The organism is Burkholderia glumae LMG 2196 = ATCC 33617, assembly GCF_000960995.1.
GTDB lineage: Bacteria > Pseudomonadota > Gammaproteobacteria > Burkholderiales > Burkholderiaceae > Burkholderia > Burkholderia glumae.
Window position 1 is genome coordinate 679,581 of sequence record NZ_CP009434.1, and the last position, 15,119, is coordinate 694,699.

The following is a 15,119-nucleotide window of genomic DNA, read 5'->3' on the forward strand; positions in this document are numbered from 1 at the left end:
ATCCCACATCGGCAAGGCTCCCGGGAGGATGCTTGGATCGGTGCCGGCCAGTCTAGGAATGTCCCACGATCCGCGCTTGACGCAAGTCAATGGCGGGTGCGCGGTGCAGCCCCACAGTCAGGCCCATTGCCGGAGGCGAGCGCGCAGGCGCGGGCCGGGCGGCGGATCTAGACAGGAGCCACGATGAACGCGTCGACGAGTCCGGAACGGGACGGCCGCGAGCGTCGCGACGATGCCTGCGGCGCGCCGGCTGGCGAGCCGCGCCGCCAGCCGCACGCGCCGTTGCGCGCCGAGGCCCGCGCGCGTCGCGAGGCGGCGCGCGCGGGCGGCGCCTCGCCGCGGCGCGGCACCGCGCGGGAGCCGGCCACGGCCGCGCAACAATGGGACCAGGTGGCAAGGGCCAACGTCGCGGCGGCCACGCTCGGGCTCTCGCCGATCTCGCTGGCGCTCGCGCTGATCGACTGGGGCGCGCATCTGGCGATTTCGCCGGGGACCTGCCTCGAGCTGGCGCTGCGGCCCTGGCAAGGCGCCGCGGCGGCGCCGGGCGCCGATCCGGGCGCCGCCGGGCCGGCCGCCGCCGACCCCCGCTTTGCGTCGCCGGCATGGTCGGCTTGGCCGTTTCGCGCCTATCGCGACGGTTTTCTGGCGGTCCAGCGCTGGTGGCGCGACGCGACGCGCGAGGTGCCCGGCGTCGAACGCCATCACGAGGAGCTGGTCGGCTTTCTGGCGCGCCAATGGCTCGACGCCTGCTGCCCCGGCAATTTCATCCTGACCAACCCGCTGGTGCTTGAGGCGACGCTGAGCAGCGGCGGCGCGAATCTCGCCGCCGGCCTGCGCCACTGGCTGGAGGATCTGGACGCCGGGCTCGATCGCGCCGGTGGCGTGCGCCCCCGGGCGGCGCAAGCCTACCTGCCGGGGCGCGAGGTCGCGCTCACGCCGGGACGCGTGGCATGGCGCAACGCGCTGTGCGAGCTGCTGCAATACGATGCCGTCACGGCGCGCGTGACGCGCGAGCCGATCCTGATCGTGCCGTCGTGGATCATGAAGTACTACATCCTCGACCTGCAGCCGCACAATTCCCTGATCCGCTTCCTGGTCGAGGCGGGCCATACCGTGTTCGTCCTGTCATGGCGCAACCCGGGGGCGGAGTCGCGCGATCTCGGGCTCGACGACTATCTGCGCGACGGATGCCTGGCCGGGCTCGAGTGGGTGCGCGAGCACTGCGGCGAAGCGGTCCATGCGGTCGGGTATTGCCTCGGCGGCACGCTGCTGGCAATGGGCGCGGCGGCGCTGGCGCGCGACGGGCGTCAGCACCGGATGCTGCGCTCCATCAGCTTGCTGGCGGCCCAGACCGATTTCAGCGAGCCGGGAGAGCTGGGGCTTTTCATCGATGCCAGCGAATTGTCCGCGCTGGACGCGCTGATGTGGCGGCAAGGCTACCTGGACGGCTCGCAGATGTCCGCGGCGTTCCAGCTGCTCAATGCGCGCGACCTGATCTGGTCGCGCATGATGAGCGAGTACCTGCTCGGCAAGCGCACCAAGCCCAGCGACCTGATGGCGTGGAACGCCGACACCACGCGCATGCCGTACCGGATGCACTCGGAATACCTGACGCGGCTGTTTCTCGACAATGATTTGGCGGCCGGCCGCTACAGCGTCGAGGGCCGGCCGGTGGCGCTGTCGGACCTCGAGGTGCCGGCCTTCGTGGTGGGCACCGAGCGCGATCACGTCTCGCCCTGGCGCTCGGTCTACCGGCTCCATCTGCTCACGCACAACGCACTGACCTTCGTGCTGACGGCGGGCGGCCACAATGCCGGCATCGTCTCCGAGCCGGGCCACCCTGGGCGTTACTACCGCTGCGCCACGCGCGAGGCGGGGGCGCCCTATCGCAGCCGGCACGACTTCCTGGCGCAGGTTCCGAGCGTGGACGGCTCGTGGTGGATCTGCTGGCGCGACTGGCTGCGCGCGCATTCCTCGGGCGAGACGGCGGCGCGCGTGGCCGACGCGCGGCTCGCCCCCGCCCCCGGCAGCTACGTGCTCGAAACATGAACCCCGCGCAGCGGCCCGAGCAGCCCGACTGGCGCGGCCGCCGCCTGCCCGGCCTGCTGCCGCGCGGCCGCGCCGCGCCGCCCCTGGTCGAGCGCGCCCGGCGCCTGCCGCCGCTCGCGATCGCGGTGGTGCATCCCTGCGACGCGAGCAGCCTCGGCGCCTTGGCGGCGCTTCACGATTCGCCCCTGGGCGGGCTGCTCGCGCCGCTGATCGTCGCGCCGCGCGCGCGGCTGGCGCGCGTGGCGGCCGAGGCCGGCATCGACGCCTCGCGCTGGCCGCTCGACGAGGTACCGCACAGCCACGCCGCGGCCGCGCGCGCCGTCGAGCTGGCGGCGGCCGGCCGGGTCGGCGCGATCATGAAGGGCAGCCTGCATACCGACGAGCTGATGGGGGCGGTGGTGGCGGCCGGCTCGGGCCTGCACACCGGCAAGCGGATCTCCCACTGCTTCCTGGTCGAATCGCCCGCCTACGCGCGGCCTTTCATCCTGACCGATGCGGCGGTCAATATCGCCCCGGACCTGGCGCAAAAGGCCGCCATCACGCAGAACGCGATCGATCTGGCCCACACGCTCGGCGTGGGATGCCCGCGGGTGGCCGTGCTGTGCGCGGTCGAGACGGTGAATCCGGCGATGCGGGCCACGCTCGATGCCGCCGCGCTGGCGAAGATGGCCGAGCGCGGCCAGCTCGCGGGCGCCATCGTCGACGGCCCGCTGGCCTTCGACAACGCAGTATCGCGCCGTGCCGCGCTCGACAAGGGGATCGCTTCACCGGTGGCCGGGCGCGCCGAGGTGCTGGTGGTGCCCGATATCGAAGCCGGCAACCTGCTCGCCAAGCAGCTCGAATACCTGGGCGGGGCGGCCAGCGCCGGCATCGTGCTGGGTGCGCGCGTGCCGATCGTGCTGACCAGCCGCGCCGACGGCGCCGCGGCTCGCATCGCCTCCTGTGCCCTGGCGATGTACCTGGCGCAGACGCCCGGCCGCTCGCCGGCCGCGCTCGCCGAGGCGCCGTGAGAGCTGTGAGCGCTGTGAGCGCCGTGAGCGCCGCGGCGCGGCGATCCATCCGACATCCGGCCGGCACCGGCAGGCGACGAGCCCGGCAGGAGCACCGCCGCTACCGGGCGGGCAGCCCGGCCGGCGGCCGGCGTGCCGCGGCGCTCGGCCAGCGGCGGCGCCCGGCCGGCCCCGGCCTCAGATCTCGCGCAGCCGCTCGGCGTCGATGATGTAGATCTGCTTGCCGTTGGCCGCGACGATGCCGGTGCGCTGGAGCCGCGAGAACATGCGGCTGACCGTTTCCAGCTTCAGGCCGAGGTAGCTGCCGATCTCGTCCCGGCTCATCCGCAGATTGAACTCCACTGACGAATAGCCGCGCGCGCGGTAACGCTCCGACAGGTTCAGCAGGAACGCGGCCACGCGCTGCTCCGCGGTCATCGTGCCGAGCAGCAGCAGCAGCGAGGATTCGCGCACGATCTCGCCGCTCAGGATCTGGTAGACGTGCTGCTGCAGCGCCTTGATCTCGTGGCAGATCTGATCGAGTCGCTCGAAGGGGATGATGCAGACGGTGCTGTCCTCGAGCGCGATGGCATCGCAGTTGTGCCGGCCGGCGTGGATGCCGTCCAGGCCGAGGGTATCGCCGATGATCTGGAAGCCGGTGATCTGCTCGTGTCCGTCGCGATGCGTGACGACGGTCTTGGACGAGCCGGTGCGCACGGCGTAGATGCTGCGGAAGCGATCGCCGGCGCGATACAGCGTCTTGCCGCGGTGTATCAGGCGGGTCGTGCAAACCAGCGAATCGAGCTGCGCCAGCTCGGTTGCCGTCAGCCCGAGCGGCAGGCACGCCGGCCGCAGCGCGCAGGCGGAACAGCGCGCCTCGCCGCGCTGCGGCCAGTCGCGGCGCGACAGGGCCGGCGGGCGGCTGCCCGGCTCGCTCGGCGCACTGATGGTCCTATCCATGTGGCTGGGCATCATTGGCTCCTGGGGAAGCGATGGGCAGCGCGCCGGGCTGCCCGCGCGCAAGCCTGCCGACCACGCGCGGCCGAGGCCCGGGGCGGGCCGCAACCGGTGATTGCGGTGATTGCCCTCGCCGTTCAAAAGTATCGATCAGGCTGCGTCTGACGAAAATCGGCGACGCTTGAAGCGGGGGTAGGAACCACAGAAGTGCTGTAGGCGATTTCCTACAGGCAGGCGGGGCGCGCCGTGCGCCGGGCCCTATCGTCTGCGGAATCGAGGCCGGTCCGCCGGCGGCCTGGCCGCCGGCAGCCACCGCCGAAACGGCGTGAGCCCGGGCGCGATGCCCTGGCTTCAGGCGCCAGCCGAGGCAGGGCCGCTCGCGCCGAGCGGCGCCGGCGCGCCGCCATGCGCGGGCATCACCAGCACCGGGCAAGCCGCGCCGCGCAGCACGCGCTCCGCGATGCTGCCCAGCATCAGGCGGGCCAGACCGTGCCGGCCCTGCGTGCCGATCACGATCAGATCGGCGCGCAGTTGCTGCGCGGTCGACAGCAGGCGCTTGGCGACATCGTCGCAGAGCGATCCGGTCGATACCAGCCTGGTGGCGCCGGCAATGCCGAACTGCGCCATCCTCGCCCGGGCGCCCTCGAGAATCCGCTCGCCCGAACGGCGTGCCGCGCGCGCCGCCAGTGTGGGTTCGAAATCGGGAATCTCGAAGGCATAGGCCGGGATCTCGATCACGTGGACGGCATGGAGCACGGCGTGGGTCTCGCGCGCGATGGCCAGCGCGGCGTCGAGCGCGTGGGATGCCGTCTTGCCGCCGTCCATGGCGACCAGGATGTCCGAATACATTTGAGACTCCTTAGGGATCGGTTGACGGCACCGCGAGGGTTCGCCCCGCCCTGGCCGGCTGCGCGCCGCGCCGGCGCGGCGGGCGCCCGTGCCACGCAGTCTAGAAACGGGCGCCGCCGGCCGGCTGACCCAGGTCAAGCGCGCCCGGCTCGCCCGATGTCCCGGCGCCGCGAAGGGCGCTTGATCACGATCAATGGCGGTAGGCCAACCGGGCCTAGAGTCGGGTTCGGCAGACACCACGCGACAGGAGTCGACATGCATGCCAATGGACGTATCGCCTTCGTCACGGGAGGCATGGGCGGGCTGGGCAGCGCGATCAGCCGGAAGCTGTCCGACGCCGGCTTCACGGTGGCGATGTCGTACTCGACGCGCAACGATCACGTCGCGGCCTGGTTGTGCGCCGAGCGCGACGCGGGGCACGTGTATCGCGCCTTCGAGCTGGACGTCGGCGATTACGACTCCTGCCAGCGCTGCGCGCGGCAGGTGAACGACGCCTATGGACACGTCGACGTGCTGGTCAACAACGCGGGCATCACGCGCGATGCCGTGTTCTCGAAGATGACGAAACCGGAGTGGGACGAGGTGATGCACACCGATCTGGACGGCATCTTCAACGTCACCAAGCCGTTCATCGGATCGATGGTGTCGCGCGGCTTCGGGCGGGTGATCAATGTCGGGTCGGTCAACGGCATGCGCGGCGCCTTCGGCCAGACCAACTATTCGGCGGCCAAGGCCGGCGTGCATGGCTTCACGATGGCGCTGGCGCGCGAGGTGGCCCGGCACGGCGTCACCGTCAATACCGTGTCGCCGGGCTATCTGGCCACGCATATGGTGGAGGCCATGCCCAAGGAGGTACTGGAGACGCGCGTCCTGCCGCAGATCCCGGTGGGCCGGCTCGGCAAGCCCGAGGAGGTGGCGGCGCTGATCGCGTTCCTGTGCTCGGCCGAGGCGGCCTTCATCACCGGCGCCGAGATCGCCATCAACGGCGGGATGCAGATGCAATGATGACCGCCGTCGGCTCCGCGCGGCCGCCGGCCGGCGGCGCCATGCGGGACTCGTTCGGGGGCTCGCTGATCCTGGTCGCGCTCGACGGCAGCCCCGGTTCCGACTTCGCGTTCAACGAGGCCTTCGCGTTGGCCTCGCTGGCCAAGGCACGCCTGTGCGCACTCTGCGTCGTCGAGCGCGCCTCGCGCCCGGTCGATCCGGCGTTGCCGTTCGCCGAGCAGGATACCGGCCGGCCGGGCCCGCAGGTGGTGGCGCGCGCGCTCTCGCGCGCGCGGCAGATCTGCGCGACCTACGAGATACCCTGCACCGTGCAAACGGTGGATTCCTGCGGCGACGGGGTGGCGGCCACGATCGTGCGCGTGGCCGCCGAGCAGGACGCTGGCTTGATCGTGATGGGAACGCGTGGGGCGAGCGGGCTGCGCCGCTACTGGCTCGGTAGTGTCGCCGAGCAGGTGATGCGCATTGCGCCCTGCCCCGTGCTGCTCGCCCGCGCGCCGCACGGACTCGCTTAGCCGGCCACGGCAAGCGGGCCAGGGCTGGCCGCCGCATGCGTCATGGCGCGGCCGGCCGCCAGCCGGCCGGCGTCGGGCGGCCGGCCGCACGTGCCGGCGTGGCCGGCACCGCCGCGCCAGGCACGCCGGTGCCGGGCCGGGCCCTTATCGATAACGAGGTGAGTCATGTATCGAACCATCATGGCGGCGGTGGACGGCAGCGAATGCTCGACACGCGCGCTCGACGAGGCGATCCGCATGGCCCGGCTGACGCAGGGGCGGGTCTTCGCCGTGCATGTGATCGACAAGGCGCAGGTGTTCCTGTACGCCGGATGCGACGACCCTGCCGGCACGCTCGCGGGGTTGCGCGAGGCCGGCCGCCGGATTCTCGAGCGCGCGCGTGAGGCCCTGCGCGAGGCCGGCGCCGACGGCGAGGCGCTCGCGATCGAGACGCACGATGTCGGCGAGGACGTGCCGTCATGCCTGCAGCGCGAGGCCGTGGCGCTCGGCGCGGAGCTGGTGGTAATGGGCACGCATGGTCGGCGCGGCCTGGCGCGGGCGGTGCTCGGCAGCGTGGCCGAGCGCTTCGTGAGGCAGGCCACGCTGCCGGTGATGGTCGCGCGCGACGCCCGAGGCCGGGACGGAATCGATGACGACACGCCCGAGCGGCCCTGATACGCGCGACCGCAAAGCCGGCCGGACGCCGGTCGTCTGCGCGACGTTCGCGGTGTTCGGCGCGCTCGCGGGCCTGGGCATGCTGCTCGACGGCCTGCTGTACGGGCGTGCCGACGAATGGCAGGCGGGCGCCGCCCTGCTCGTGGCGGGCATCGCGGCGGCGGTGGTGGCGCTGAATTGGCGTCCGCCGCGGCGCTGACCCGAGGCGGCGGCTGCCCCCGGCCTGCCGCAACCGGCGCCGCGGCCCGCGATTGACTCACGTCAATCGAGAATCGCAGCGACTTCCTAGAGTGGCCCTGCGCGGGCGCTCGCCCACCCGCTTCGGAAAGCTGACCATTCATGCGGCGCTGATGCCGCGCTATCGGGAGAGACGAGGTGAAAAGCGACGAACAGTTGAAGCGCGACGTCGAGGAGGAACTGGCGGCGGATCCGGCGATTCATGGCAGCCTCTGGCGCGTCAGGGTGGTCAACGCGGTCGTGGAGCTGTCGGGTCACCCCACCAGCTATGCGAGCAAGCTGGCGGCGGAGCGGGCGGTGCAGCGCGTGTCGGGGGTGCGGGCCCTGGTGTCGGAGCTGGACGTGCGGCTGCCCGACGGCGAGCGGCGCGACGATCTCGAACTCGCCCAGGCGGTGCGTTCGATCCTGCACTGGACCGTCGGCACCCACGGCGATGCGATTCACGCACAGGTCGAGCACGGTTGGGTCACGCTGACGGGCCGGGTCGATTGGGCCTACCAGAGCCATGTCGCCCTGCGCGCGATCTCGCAGATGCGCGGCGTGCTGGGCGTGTCCGACCGGATCGAGATTCTCGGCGATGTCGGCGCGGACGAGATCGGCACGAACATCCGCCGCGCGCTGGAGCGGCACGCACAGCGCGAGGCTCGGCATATCGAGGTGAGCGTGAAGGACGGCATGGTCACGCTGAGCGGCAAGGTCGGCTCCCACGCCGAGCGCAGGGCCGCACGCGGTGCCGCCTGGTCCGCGCGCGGGGTGCGCGCGGTGGTCGATGAACTGACCGTCCGATGATGCCGGGGCGACCTGCGCGGATCGCGGCGCGCGCGCGGCCGGCAGTCGCGCGGCGCCGGCGAAGCGGGGCCGCGCGCCGGGACGGACCGGCAAGGGGCCTGGACGCGGGGGAGCGCGCGATGGGCATGCGCATGCAGATCGCCTATTTCGGTTTTGCCGGCTCCGCCCGGCTGGAGGCCGAGGCAGCCATCCAGTCGAGGCGGCTGGAGCGCTTCGGCGCGCGCTGGTCCGGCTGCTACCTCGCGATCGAATCATGTAGCCGGCACGCCGTCCACACCGGCTTCGACGTGCGGCTCGATCTGATCGGCCGCGATGGCCGGCTGCTGCCCTTGCCGCACGTGGCCGGACCGGACCCGGTGGCGGCACTGCGGTGCGCCTTCGACGGCGCCGTGCAGCGGCTGCGCGAAACCGAGGCCGGCCGGCCCGACGGACCGCCGCCGCCGGATGGCGGCGACAAGCCCGTCAGCGTTCCTGACCGGTGAACACTTCGTGCTCGGCGCAGGGGCTCGAACGGTCGATGCACTGAGCCCGCCAGGTACCGGCCACGGGCGCCGCGCCCGGCTGCGGCCACCAGCGGGCGGGTCCGCCCTGGCCCTCGGCGGGCCCGCGGCCGGCCGCGAAATCGAAATCCTCGAGCAGGCAGCAGGTGTCGCAGCCGTCTTGATTCGTCATCCGGATGCCGTGCCCCTCGACGGCCACCCGACCCCAGACCGGCAGGTCAATGCCGGCGTGGCCTTCACGCGACCAGCGCGCGGTGGCGGTGTCGATCCAGACGATGGCATAGGCGTGTGCCTCGGGACCGTCGAGGCCGTCGAGATGCAGGGTGATTCGCACGATGCGCTCCTGATCGAGGTGGGACCTCGCTCGCGAGGACGCTCGCGCCGGCCCGACGCGGCGCCGGTTTCGGCGGCCATCGGGGCGCGAGCCCTCGGCCGGCGCGGGATGGGCATGGTCGCGGCGCCGGCCTTCGGGCAAGAGATCGGCCCAGTCTAGGTGGCGCTGCGCCGCGACGATTGACCAGGGTCAAAGGCGGGCGCCGCAGGGAGCCGGCCGGACCGGCGGGCGGCGCACAGGCACCACGCGCCACGGGCGGCGCGGGGCGCGCGTGTCAGACGTCGAGCTGATCGTCGAACAGCTTGTGCCGGATGGCGTAACGCACCAGCGCGGCCTCGTGTGGCAGCTTCATCTTTTCGAGGATGCGCGTCTTGTAGGTGCTCACGGTCTTGACGCTCAGGCCGAGCGCATGTGCGATCTCGCACACCGTGCAGCCCGCCGCGATGCGCCGGAACACGTCGATTTCGCGACCGGACAGGCGCTGGTCCGGCAGGGTATCGAGACGTTCGTTGAGGCTTTGGGCAAGGCGCTCGGCCATCGCCAGGCTCACATAGACGCCGCCGGCGGCGATTCTGGCCAGTGCATCGACCAGTTCGGTGCTGGCGCTTTCCTTGGTCATGTATCCCGACGCGCCGGCGCGGAACACCCGCACCGCGTATTGCTGCTCGGCATGCATGGTCAGCACCAGGATGCGCAGCGCCGGCGCTTCCTGCCTGATCTTGCCGATCAGCTCGACGCCGCCGCCCGGCATGGAGAGGTCGAGCACCAGCAGCTGCGCGCCGGTGCCGCGCACCAGCGCGAGCGTGGCGGGGCCGTCCGCCGCCTCGCCCGCCACCTGGAAGCCGCTGGTGTTCTGCAGGATGTAGCGCAAGCCGTCGCGCACCATGGCGTGGTCGTCCGCGAGAAGCACCTCGATCATGAGCCTGGCGCTCCCTGCTGCACCACGGCCAGCGGCAGCGTGACGGTGATCGAAAAGCCCTGACCCGGCGGGCCGGCGATCGTCAGCCGGCCGCCGAGCGCGTGGGCGCGCTCGCGCACGCCGATCAGCCCGAAGGCCTTGCCTGCGCGCGGCCGCTCGTGCGGCACGCCGCGTCCGTTGTCGGCGACGCGCAGCACGCAGGCGTCCCCGACCGCCTTCAGGCAGATATCGACGCGGCTCGCCTGCGCGTGCTTGGCGACATTGACCAGGGCCTCCTGCACGATACGGAACAGCGCGGTTGCGCCAGCGCCGGTGAGCGTGCGCTCGCCGAGGGCGACATGCCGGACCACCTCGATGCCGTGGCGCTTCGCGAAGTCGCTGGCCAGCCATTCGATGGCGGGCACCACGCCGAGATCGTCGAGCATCAGGGGCCGCAAATTCGCGGCGACGCGGCGCACCGACGCCACCGCCGAATCGGTCAGCCGCCGCATGCCATGGAGCTTGTTGACGGCCGTCTCGATCAGCCCGGGGTCCCGGGCGCCATCGAGCACCCGGTCGAGTGCCTGCGCGGCCGCCGAGGCTTCCATCTCGAGCACGGCGAGCTGCTGGCCGAGGTCGTCGTGCAGTTCGCGGGCGAGGCGGGTCTTTTCCTCTTCGCCGGCCTGCTGCAGGTGCGCGGACCATGCGCGCAGTTCGTCACGCGCGTGTTCCAGCGCGTTGTCGCTGCGCACGCGCTCGGTGACGTCGCGCAGCACGATGGTGCAGATCCGGCCGGCGCCGTCGCCCAGCTGCGAAATCGAGGCCTCGAGCGGGAATTCCTCGCCGTTGGCGCGCAGGCCGTAGAGCCGCTGCTGTCGCCCCATCTGCCGCGGCGAGGCAGCGGCGAGGCCGAACCTTGCGATGTGCCGTTCGTGGGCCGCGCGGCAACGTTCGGGAAGGAAGCGGGCGAGCGGGCCGCCGATGGCGTCGGCCGCCGGGACACCGAAGATCCGCTCGGCGGCCGGATTGAAGATCAGCACGGTTTGCGATTCGTCGATCGTGATGATCGCCTCGGACGAGGCGCGGATGATGCCCATCAGGCGGGTCTCGCCCAACGGCTCGGGCAGCCGCGGGCCGGGCGCGGGGCCGTGATTCGGCAGGCGCAACAGCAGGACGCCGGCGAGCGCCGTGCAGCCCGAGCCGGCAAGCAGGACGAGCGCCGCGAAGGCATCGGCGCGCCGCGCGCCGCGCCGGCCTTCCGCGGAAAAGTCGAGCGTCAGCGCGGTACCGGCGACGCTCGCCGACAGGGTGCGCCGAAGCCTCGGGAAGTCGCCGCCGCCGGGCCGGCCGGCCGCGCGGACCGGCGCTGCGGGGCCGGCGGACACGCGCAGCGCGACGGCGGGCAGATCGCCGTTCGCCATCGCCATGAAGCGGGACAGGTCGATCGCCACCGACAGGAAGCCCGCGACCGGGCGGCCGGCCGGCACGATCGCGCCGTCGGGCCGGCTCATGTCGCGATAGACGGGCAGGTACAACTCGAGCTGGTTGCCTTGGCCATTCGCTGCCGCGGCGCTGTCGGCCGCGAACCATGGCGCCGCGAGCGCGATCTGGTCGCTGGCGATCGCCTGCTGCAGGCTGGCGCGCAGGCGCTGGCCGGACCACGCGGGGCGTCGCGCGGCCGCGGCCGGGGCAGCCTGCAGCGCCAGCCGGGCAAACACGGTGGCGGCGTCGAGATAGCGCAACTGGCGGATCGGCGAATGCGCGCGCTCGAGATCGGAGAAGTCCAGCTCCTCCGATTGCCAGGGCCGCGGCAACATGGCGTGCGCCGTCGTCCATTGCCGCACACCGAGCAGCATTGCCGTGGCCGCCTGTATCTGCTGGCGCAGCGAGGTGCGGATCGCGTCGGTGCGTTGCTCGAAGGCGCTCGACTGGGCCGCGAGCACGAGCCGGTGGATCTGGGTGGCGGCCTCGAACGACACCGCCAGGCCGGCGAGCAGCAGCAGCGAGACGGCCGCGCGTTTTCGTGCGTCGCAGCCGCGCGGGTATCGGGACAGGAAAGACGAGAGCCGGTAGGGGGTCATGGGGCGATCGGGCCGGCCGCAGGCGGCGTCGAGGTCGGGCGGAAGGCGCGGCGGGCGGCACGGCCCTGCGCAGCATGGGCCGGCCTCGCCGCGGACCACCGGATGGCTGCCGATGTCACGATCAGTGCGACATCAGCACCGGCACCGTCATCGTCTGGAGCAGGCTGCGCGTGACGCCTCCCAGCAGCAGCTCCGTCACCCGGGCATGCCCATACGCGCCCATCACGAGCAGATCGGCGTGCAGGTCGCTGATGCGGTTGAGCAGCGTGCCGCCCGTGCCCCAGCCCGGATCGGCTCGCGTGGTGGCGAAGGCGGCGCGGATGCCGTGGCGCTCGAGGAAGCCGGCGATCGACACGTTGTCGGCGGGCATCTCGGCGGGCCAGACGTGGCGTGCCCGGTGCACGGTCTCGACGGTCACGAAGCGGGCGCGTTTCAGCAGCGGAAGGGCGTCGCTCACCGCGCGCGCCGCCTCGCGGCTTTGGTCCCAGGCAACCAGCACGTTCTCGCCGCAGGGACCGGGGCGGCCCGCGTGCGGCAGGATCAGCACCGGCCGGCCGCAGCGCATCAGCAGGTCGGTGCAGAAGTGCCGCGCGGGCTCTGTCTCGGGGGCGTTGGGGTCGTGCTGGCCGAGCACCACCAGGTCCGCGTGGCGAGCATGCAGCACCGCGGCATCGACCGGCCGCGTCAGCGGCGCGAGCCACTCGCCTCGGCATCCGGCGCGCGCCAGGGCGTTGTCGAAGACCTCGCGGGCATGCTGTCGGCGGTGGTTCAGCCGCCGCTCGGCGTCGGCCGCTTCCTGCGCTTCGTACGATTCGAACAAGGGCAGGGGTTTGCCGGGCGGCGGCAGATACAGTCCGCTCAAGTGCGCGTCGTGGCGCTGCGCCAGTTCGACGGCGCATGCCAGACGTACCTCGCAGGGCGCGCTGTCGTCGAGGTGAACCAGCACGGTCTTGTATTTCATGAGGAAGCCTTTGCGGTATCGGGGAGGTCGGCGGCCGGCGGCGCGGCGCGGTGGGACGAGCCAGCCGCTTCAGCCGGGTCGGCCGGCGCCTCGCCGGGTTGGGCGAGGCTCGTGTGGGTCGGGATCAGCAGCACGGGGCAGGTCGCGAGCCGCAGCGTGCGTTCCGCCACGCTGCCGAGCATCAGGTGCCGCCAGCCGCGCCGCCCGTGGGTGCCCATCACCAGCAGGTCGGCCGGCCAGGCGCGGGCCGCGCGCGCGATGGTGTCGGCGACGTCCTCGCCGATCGATCCGGCTTCGACCACGCGCTGCGTGCCCTTCACGTCGCGGGACGCCATCCGCCCCGCGGCATCGGTGCAAAGCTGCCGCCCCTGCTCGCGTGCCGCGTCGAGGAAGTTCGAGAGGTAGGCGCCTGATAGATCGAGCGCGGCCACTGGAAAATCGATCACGTACAGCGTATCGAGCGTCGCCGCGTGTTCCGCCGCAATCGCGAGCGCGGCGTCGAGCGCGTGCCAAGCGGTCCGACTGCCGTCGAGCGCGACGAGTATGCGTGAAAACATGCTGCTCTCCCGAGTGCCGCCCGTCAGCCGGGCAAGGAAGCGGCGCTGGCCTGCGCGCGCCGCTCAATGCGATATCAGCACCGGCAGCGTCATGGACGCGAAAACGGTGCGCGTGGTGCCGCCGAGCACGAGTTCGCGCCACCGCGCATGACCATAGGCGCCCATCACCAGCAGGTCGGCGCCGACCTCGCTCGCCTGCGACAGCAAGACGTCGCCGATCGACGCCGGGCGCTCGCACGCGAGTTCCCGCGCCTCCACGCGTGCGCCGTGGCGTGCCAGGGCGCAGGCGATGTCGGCACCGGGCATCAGCGAGGCGGCCGGCTCGTCGGCGGGGCCGTTGACGGTGACGAGCAGGGTCTGCTGCGCGCGCTCGAGAAAGGGCAGCGCGTCGTGCGCGGCACGGGTCGCTTCGCGGCCGCCGTCCCAGGCAACCAGCACGCGCTTGCCGAGGGTCGTGAACTCGCCACGAAAGGGAATCAGCAGGACCGGGCGGCCGGCGGACATCACCACGGTTTCCGGAAAGCGGCTGTCGACGAAGGTTTCGGGATCTTGCGGGTCATCCTGGCCCGCGATCACGAGATCGGCGTAATGGGCGTGGTTCACCACGCTGCGGTTGGCGGAGTCGGTGGCGTCGATCCATGCGCCCTCCACGTGGGCGCGGTTCAACTCGGCGTGGAAAAGGCGCTTGAGCGCGTCGCGCCGTTCCTTTCGTTCGTGCGCGCGCTCGATGTAATACTCCGCGGAGCCCGCCATCACGGTGAACGTGTCGGGGTCCGGCGTGTATACCGCGTAGAGCGCAACCACCCAGGCATCGAACTGGCTTGCCAGACGCAGCGCGATATCCAGCCGTGCATGGGCTCGGGCGCTGCTGTCCAGATGGACCAGAATGGTCTGATAGCTCATTGCGACGGCTCCCCGAGCGGCGTGGACGGCGGTTCATGCGGCCCAGTCTAGGAGGCGGCGGCGCTCCGCGATTGACTCAGGTCAATCGCCGGCTGCGCCAAGCCCTTACCCGGGCTCACCAAGGGGGCGGGCCTGCTCAAATCGGCTGCACGTCGGCCGCCTGTTTGCCCTTCGGGCCGGTACGCACCTCGTATCGCACACGTTGGCTGTCCTGCAGCGATTTGAAGCCGCTCACCTGGATTTCGGAAAAATGGACAAACACGTCCTCGCTTCCGTCGTCGGGCGTGATGAACCCAAAGCCTTTCGCGTCGTTGAACCACTTGACCGTGCCGGTATACATCGCTGCCTCGTCGAGTCGGGAAGGGACGAGCCCATGCTCGCTTGCGGACGCGCTTGCGCAACTGACTTGAATCAAGACCGAATAATTGTCCCGCCGTCGGAGCCGCTTTCATGGGAGGCCGGCATCGGAATGCTGCCCTGGCCCGGCGGCGCACCGGCCGTCCAGATCATCGGGGGCCAGCCGGCACCGACGCGCAGCCGGCGTCGGACGGATTTGGGGCAAGGCCGGTGAGCAAGCATCAAGCCTCGAAGCGGGCTGCCGCCTGCTCGTCGAGATGCCAGGTGCCGCCCGGCTTGCGCCGGGCAGCCTTGAGGCGACAGGCAAAGGCCGCACCGAACCCGTCGCGCCAGCGGCGAATCGTTGCCCAGCTGACCACGACGCCGCGCTCGAACAGCGGTTCCTCGATCTCGCGCGGGCGCACGGCATGGTTGATGACGGCCGCCGTGAATCGATGTCCACGATCGGGCGAGGTCGTCTTCATTCCCTGATCCTGGGCCAACGTGA

17 protein-coding genes and 1 pseudogene are annotated in these 15,119 nt (G+C 71.7%); 8 read left to right on the forward strand and 10 right to left on the reverse strand.

Annotated elements, in window-relative coordinates; all coding sequences use genetic code 11:
• The first annotated feature begins 183 nt into the window (after nucleotides 1-183).
• Nucleotides 184-2,049 (forward strand): PHA/PHB synthase family protein, encoded by a 1,866-nt coding sequence (locus KS03_RS04160; RefSeq protein WP_015878038.1) that lies wholly within the window; start codon nucleotides 184-186, stop codon nucleotides 2,047-2,049.
• A complete protein-coding gene (locus KS03_RS04165; protein ID WP_015878037.1) occupies nucleotides 2,046-3,059 on the forward strand; it encodes a bifunctional enoyl-CoA hydratase/phosphate acetyltransferase in 1,014 nt (337 codons plus the stop codon). Before KS03_RS04160 ends, KS03_RS04165 begins: the two co-directional genes overlap by 4 nt.
• Nucleotides 3,060-3,236: 177 nt before the next feature.
• On the opposite strand, the gene fnr is transcribed toward KS03_RS04165, so the two are convergent.
• Nucleotides 3,237-4,010: a fumarate/nitrate reduction transcriptional regulator Fnr gene (fnr, locus tag KS03_RS04170; protein WP_015878036.1), complete on the reverse strand. Its 774-nt coding sequence runs from the start codon at nucleotides 4,008-4,010 to the stop codon at nucleotides 3,237-3,239.
• Between the two features lie 336 nt (nucleotides 4,011-4,346).
• Complete coding sequence (locus KS03_RS04175) at nucleotides 4,347-4,844, reverse strand: universal stress protein (RefSeq protein ID WP_015878034.1); 498 nt, start codon at nucleotides 4,842-4,844, stop codon at nucleotides 4,347-4,349.
• A 255-nt stretch (nucleotides 4,845-5,099) separates the two neighbouring features.
• Between KS03_RS04175 and phbB the strand changes: the two genes are divergently transcribed.
• The 6 genes from phbB (at nucleotide 5,100) to KS03_RS04205 (ending at nucleotide 8,523) form a co-directional block, all read left to right on the forward strand.
• Nucleotides 5,100-5,849 carry an acetoacetyl-CoA reductase gene (gene phbB / locus KS03_RS04180; protein WP_015878033.1) on the forward strand — a complete coding sequence of 250 codons (750 nt, stop codon included), beginning with the start codon at nucleotides 5,100-5,102 and terminating at the stop codon, nucleotides 5,847-5,849.
• Nucleotides 5,846-6,361: a universal stress protein gene (locus KS03_RS04185; protein ID WP_232252133.1), complete on the forward strand. Its 516-nt coding sequence runs from the start codon at nucleotides 5,846-5,848 to the stop codon at nucleotides 6,359-6,361. The genes phbB and KS03_RS04185 overlap by 4 nt, the downstream gene beginning before the upstream one ends.
• A 165-nt stretch (nucleotides 6,362-6,526) precedes the next feature.
• Nucleotides 6,527-7,015, forward strand: coding sequence for a universal stress protein (locus tag KS03_RS04190; RefSeq protein WP_015878031.1), 489 nt, complete (start codon nucleotides 6,527-6,529; stop codon nucleotides 7,013-7,015).
• A complete protein-coding gene (locus KS03_RS04195) occupies nucleotides 6,990-7,214 on the forward strand; it encodes a DUF2964 family protein (RefSeq protein WP_017924684.1) in 225 nt (74 codons plus the stop codon). Before KS03_RS04190 ends, KS03_RS04195 begins: the two co-directional genes overlap by 26 nt.
• A gap of 176 nt (nucleotides 7,215-7,390) precedes the next feature.
• Nucleotides 7,391-8,041 carry a BON domain-containing protein gene (locus KS03_RS04200; RefSeq protein WP_015878030.1) on the forward strand — a complete coding sequence of 217 codons (651 nt, stop codon included), beginning with the start codon at nucleotides 7,391-7,393 and terminating at the stop codon, nucleotides 8,039-8,041.
• 131 nt (nucleotides 8,042-8,172) lie between these two features.
• On the forward strand, nucleotides 8,173-8,523 hold the full coding sequence (locus KS03_RS04205) for a hypothetical protein (protein ID WP_236702767.1): 351 nt from the start codon (nucleotides 8,173-8,175) through the stop codon (nucleotides 8,521-8,523).
• Here the strand turns inward: KS03_RS04205 and KS03_RS04210 are convergent.
• The 8 genes and pseudogenes from KS03_RS04210 to KS03_RS04245 form a co-directional block, all read right to left on the reverse strand.
• Complete coding sequence (locus KS03_RS04210; protein WP_015878028.1) at nucleotides 8,504-8,875, reverse strand: DUF3564 domain-containing protein; 372 nt, start codon at nucleotides 8,873-8,875, stop codon at nucleotides 8,504-8,506. The two genes, KS03_RS04205 and KS03_RS04210, sit on opposite strands and share 20 nt — an antisense overlap.
• A 274-nt stretch (nucleotides 8,876-9,149) precedes the next feature.
• Nucleotides 9,150-9,794 carry a response regulator gene (locus tag KS03_RS04215; protein WP_015878027.1) on the reverse strand — a complete coding sequence of 215 codons (645 nt, stop codon included), beginning with the start codon at nucleotides 9,792-9,794 and terminating at the stop codon, nucleotides 9,150-9,152.
• A complete protein-coding gene (locus tag KS03_RS04220) occupies nucleotides 9,791-11,854 on the reverse strand; it encodes an ATP-binding protein (protein WP_015878026.1) in 2,064 nt (687 codons plus the stop codon). Before KS03_RS04220 ends, KS03_RS04215 begins: the two co-directional genes overlap by 4 nt.
• A gap of 121 nt (nucleotides 11,855-11,975) precedes the next feature.
• Complete coding sequence (locus KS03_RS04225; RefSeq protein WP_015878025.1) at nucleotides 11,976-12,815, reverse strand: universal stress protein; 840 nt, start codon at nucleotides 12,813-12,815, stop codon at nucleotides 11,976-11,978.
• Nucleotides 12,812-13,372 carry a universal stress protein gene (locus KS03_RS04230; RefSeq protein WP_015878024.1) on the reverse strand — a complete coding sequence of 187 codons (561 nt, stop codon included), beginning with the start codon at nucleotides 13,370-13,372 and terminating at the stop codon, nucleotides 12,812-12,814. Before KS03_RS04230 ends, KS03_RS04225 begins: the two co-directional genes overlap by 4 nt.
• A 63-nt stretch (nucleotides 13,373-13,435) precedes the next feature.
• Complete coding sequence (locus tag KS03_RS04235; RefSeq protein WP_017424209.1) at nucleotides 13,436-14,275, reverse strand: universal stress protein; 840 nt, start codon at nucleotides 14,273-14,275, stop codon at nucleotides 13,436-13,438.
• Between the two features lie 136 nt (nucleotides 14,276-14,411).
• Nucleotides 14,412-14,615, reverse strand: a complete 204-nt coding sequence (locus KS03_RS04240) for a cold-shock protein (protein WP_015878022.1) — start codon at nucleotides 14,613-14,615, stop codon at nucleotides 14,412-14,414.
• A gap of 265 nt (nucleotides 14,616-14,880) precedes the next feature.
• Nucleotides 14,881-15,096 (reverse strand): annotated as a pseudogene (locus tag KS03_RS04245) (IS6 family transposase); the annotation flags it as partial.
• Between the last annotated feature and the right edge of the window lie 23 nt (nucleotides 15,097-15,119).

Coding starts and splice junctions, on each gene's coding strand:
- KS03_RS04220 (WP_015878026.1), bottom strand. CDS start 11,854: ATGACCCCCTACCGGCTCTCGTCTTTCCTGTCCCGATACCCGCGCGGC.
- KS03_RS04235 (WP_017424209.1), bottom strand. CDS start 14,275: ATGAGCTATCAGACCATTCTGGTCCATCTGGACAGCAGCGCCCGAGCC.
- KS03_RS04190 (WP_015878031.1), top strand. CDS start 6,527: ATGTATCGAACCATCATGGCGGCGGTGGACGGCAGCGAATGCTCGACA.
- KS03_RS04240 (WP_015878022.1), bottom strand. CDS start 14,615: ATGTATACCGGCACGGTCAAGTGGTTCAACGACGCGAAAGGCTTTGGG.
- fnr (WP_015878036.1), bottom strand. CDS start 4,010: ATGCCCAGCCACATGGATAGGACCATCAGTGCGCCGAGCGAGCCGGGC.
- KS03_RS04215 (WP_015878027.1), bottom strand. CDS start 9,794: ATGATCGAGGTGCTTCTCGCGGACGACCACGCCATGGTGCGCGACGGC.
- KS03_RS04205 (WP_236702767.1), top strand. CDS start 8,173: ATGCAGATCGCCTATTTCGGTTTTGCCGGCTCCGCCCGGCTGGAGGCC.
- KS03_RS04160 (WP_015878038.1), top strand. CDS start 184: ATGAACGCGTCGACGAGTCCGGAACGGGACGGCCGCGAGCGTCGCGAC.
- phbB (WP_015878033.1), top strand. CDS start 5,100: ATGCATGCCAATGGACGTATCGCCTTCGTCACGGGAGGCATGGGCGGG.
- KS03_RS04225 (WP_015878025.1), bottom strand. CDS start 12,815: ATGAAATACAAGACCGTGCTGGTTCACCTCGACGACAGCGCGCCCTGC.
- KS03_RS04195 (WP_017924684.1), top strand. CDS start 6,990: ATGACGACACGCCCGAGCGGCCCTGATACGCGCGACCGCAAAGCCGGC.
- KS03_RS04185 (WP_232252133.1), top strand. CDS start 5,846: ATGATGACCGCCGTCGGCTCCGCGCGGCCGCCGGCCGGCGGCGCCATG.
- KS03_RS04175 (WP_015878034.1), bottom strand. CDS start 4,844: ATGTATTCGGACATCCTGGTCGCCATGGACGGCGGCAAGACGGCATCC.
- KS03_RS04230 (WP_015878024.1), bottom strand. CDS start 13,372: ATGTTTTCACGCATACTCGTCGCGCTCGACGGCAGTCGGACCGCTTGG.
- KS03_RS04165 (WP_015878037.1), top strand. CDS start 2,046: ATGAACCCCGCGCAGCGGCCCGAGCAGCCCGACTGGCGCGGCCGCCGC.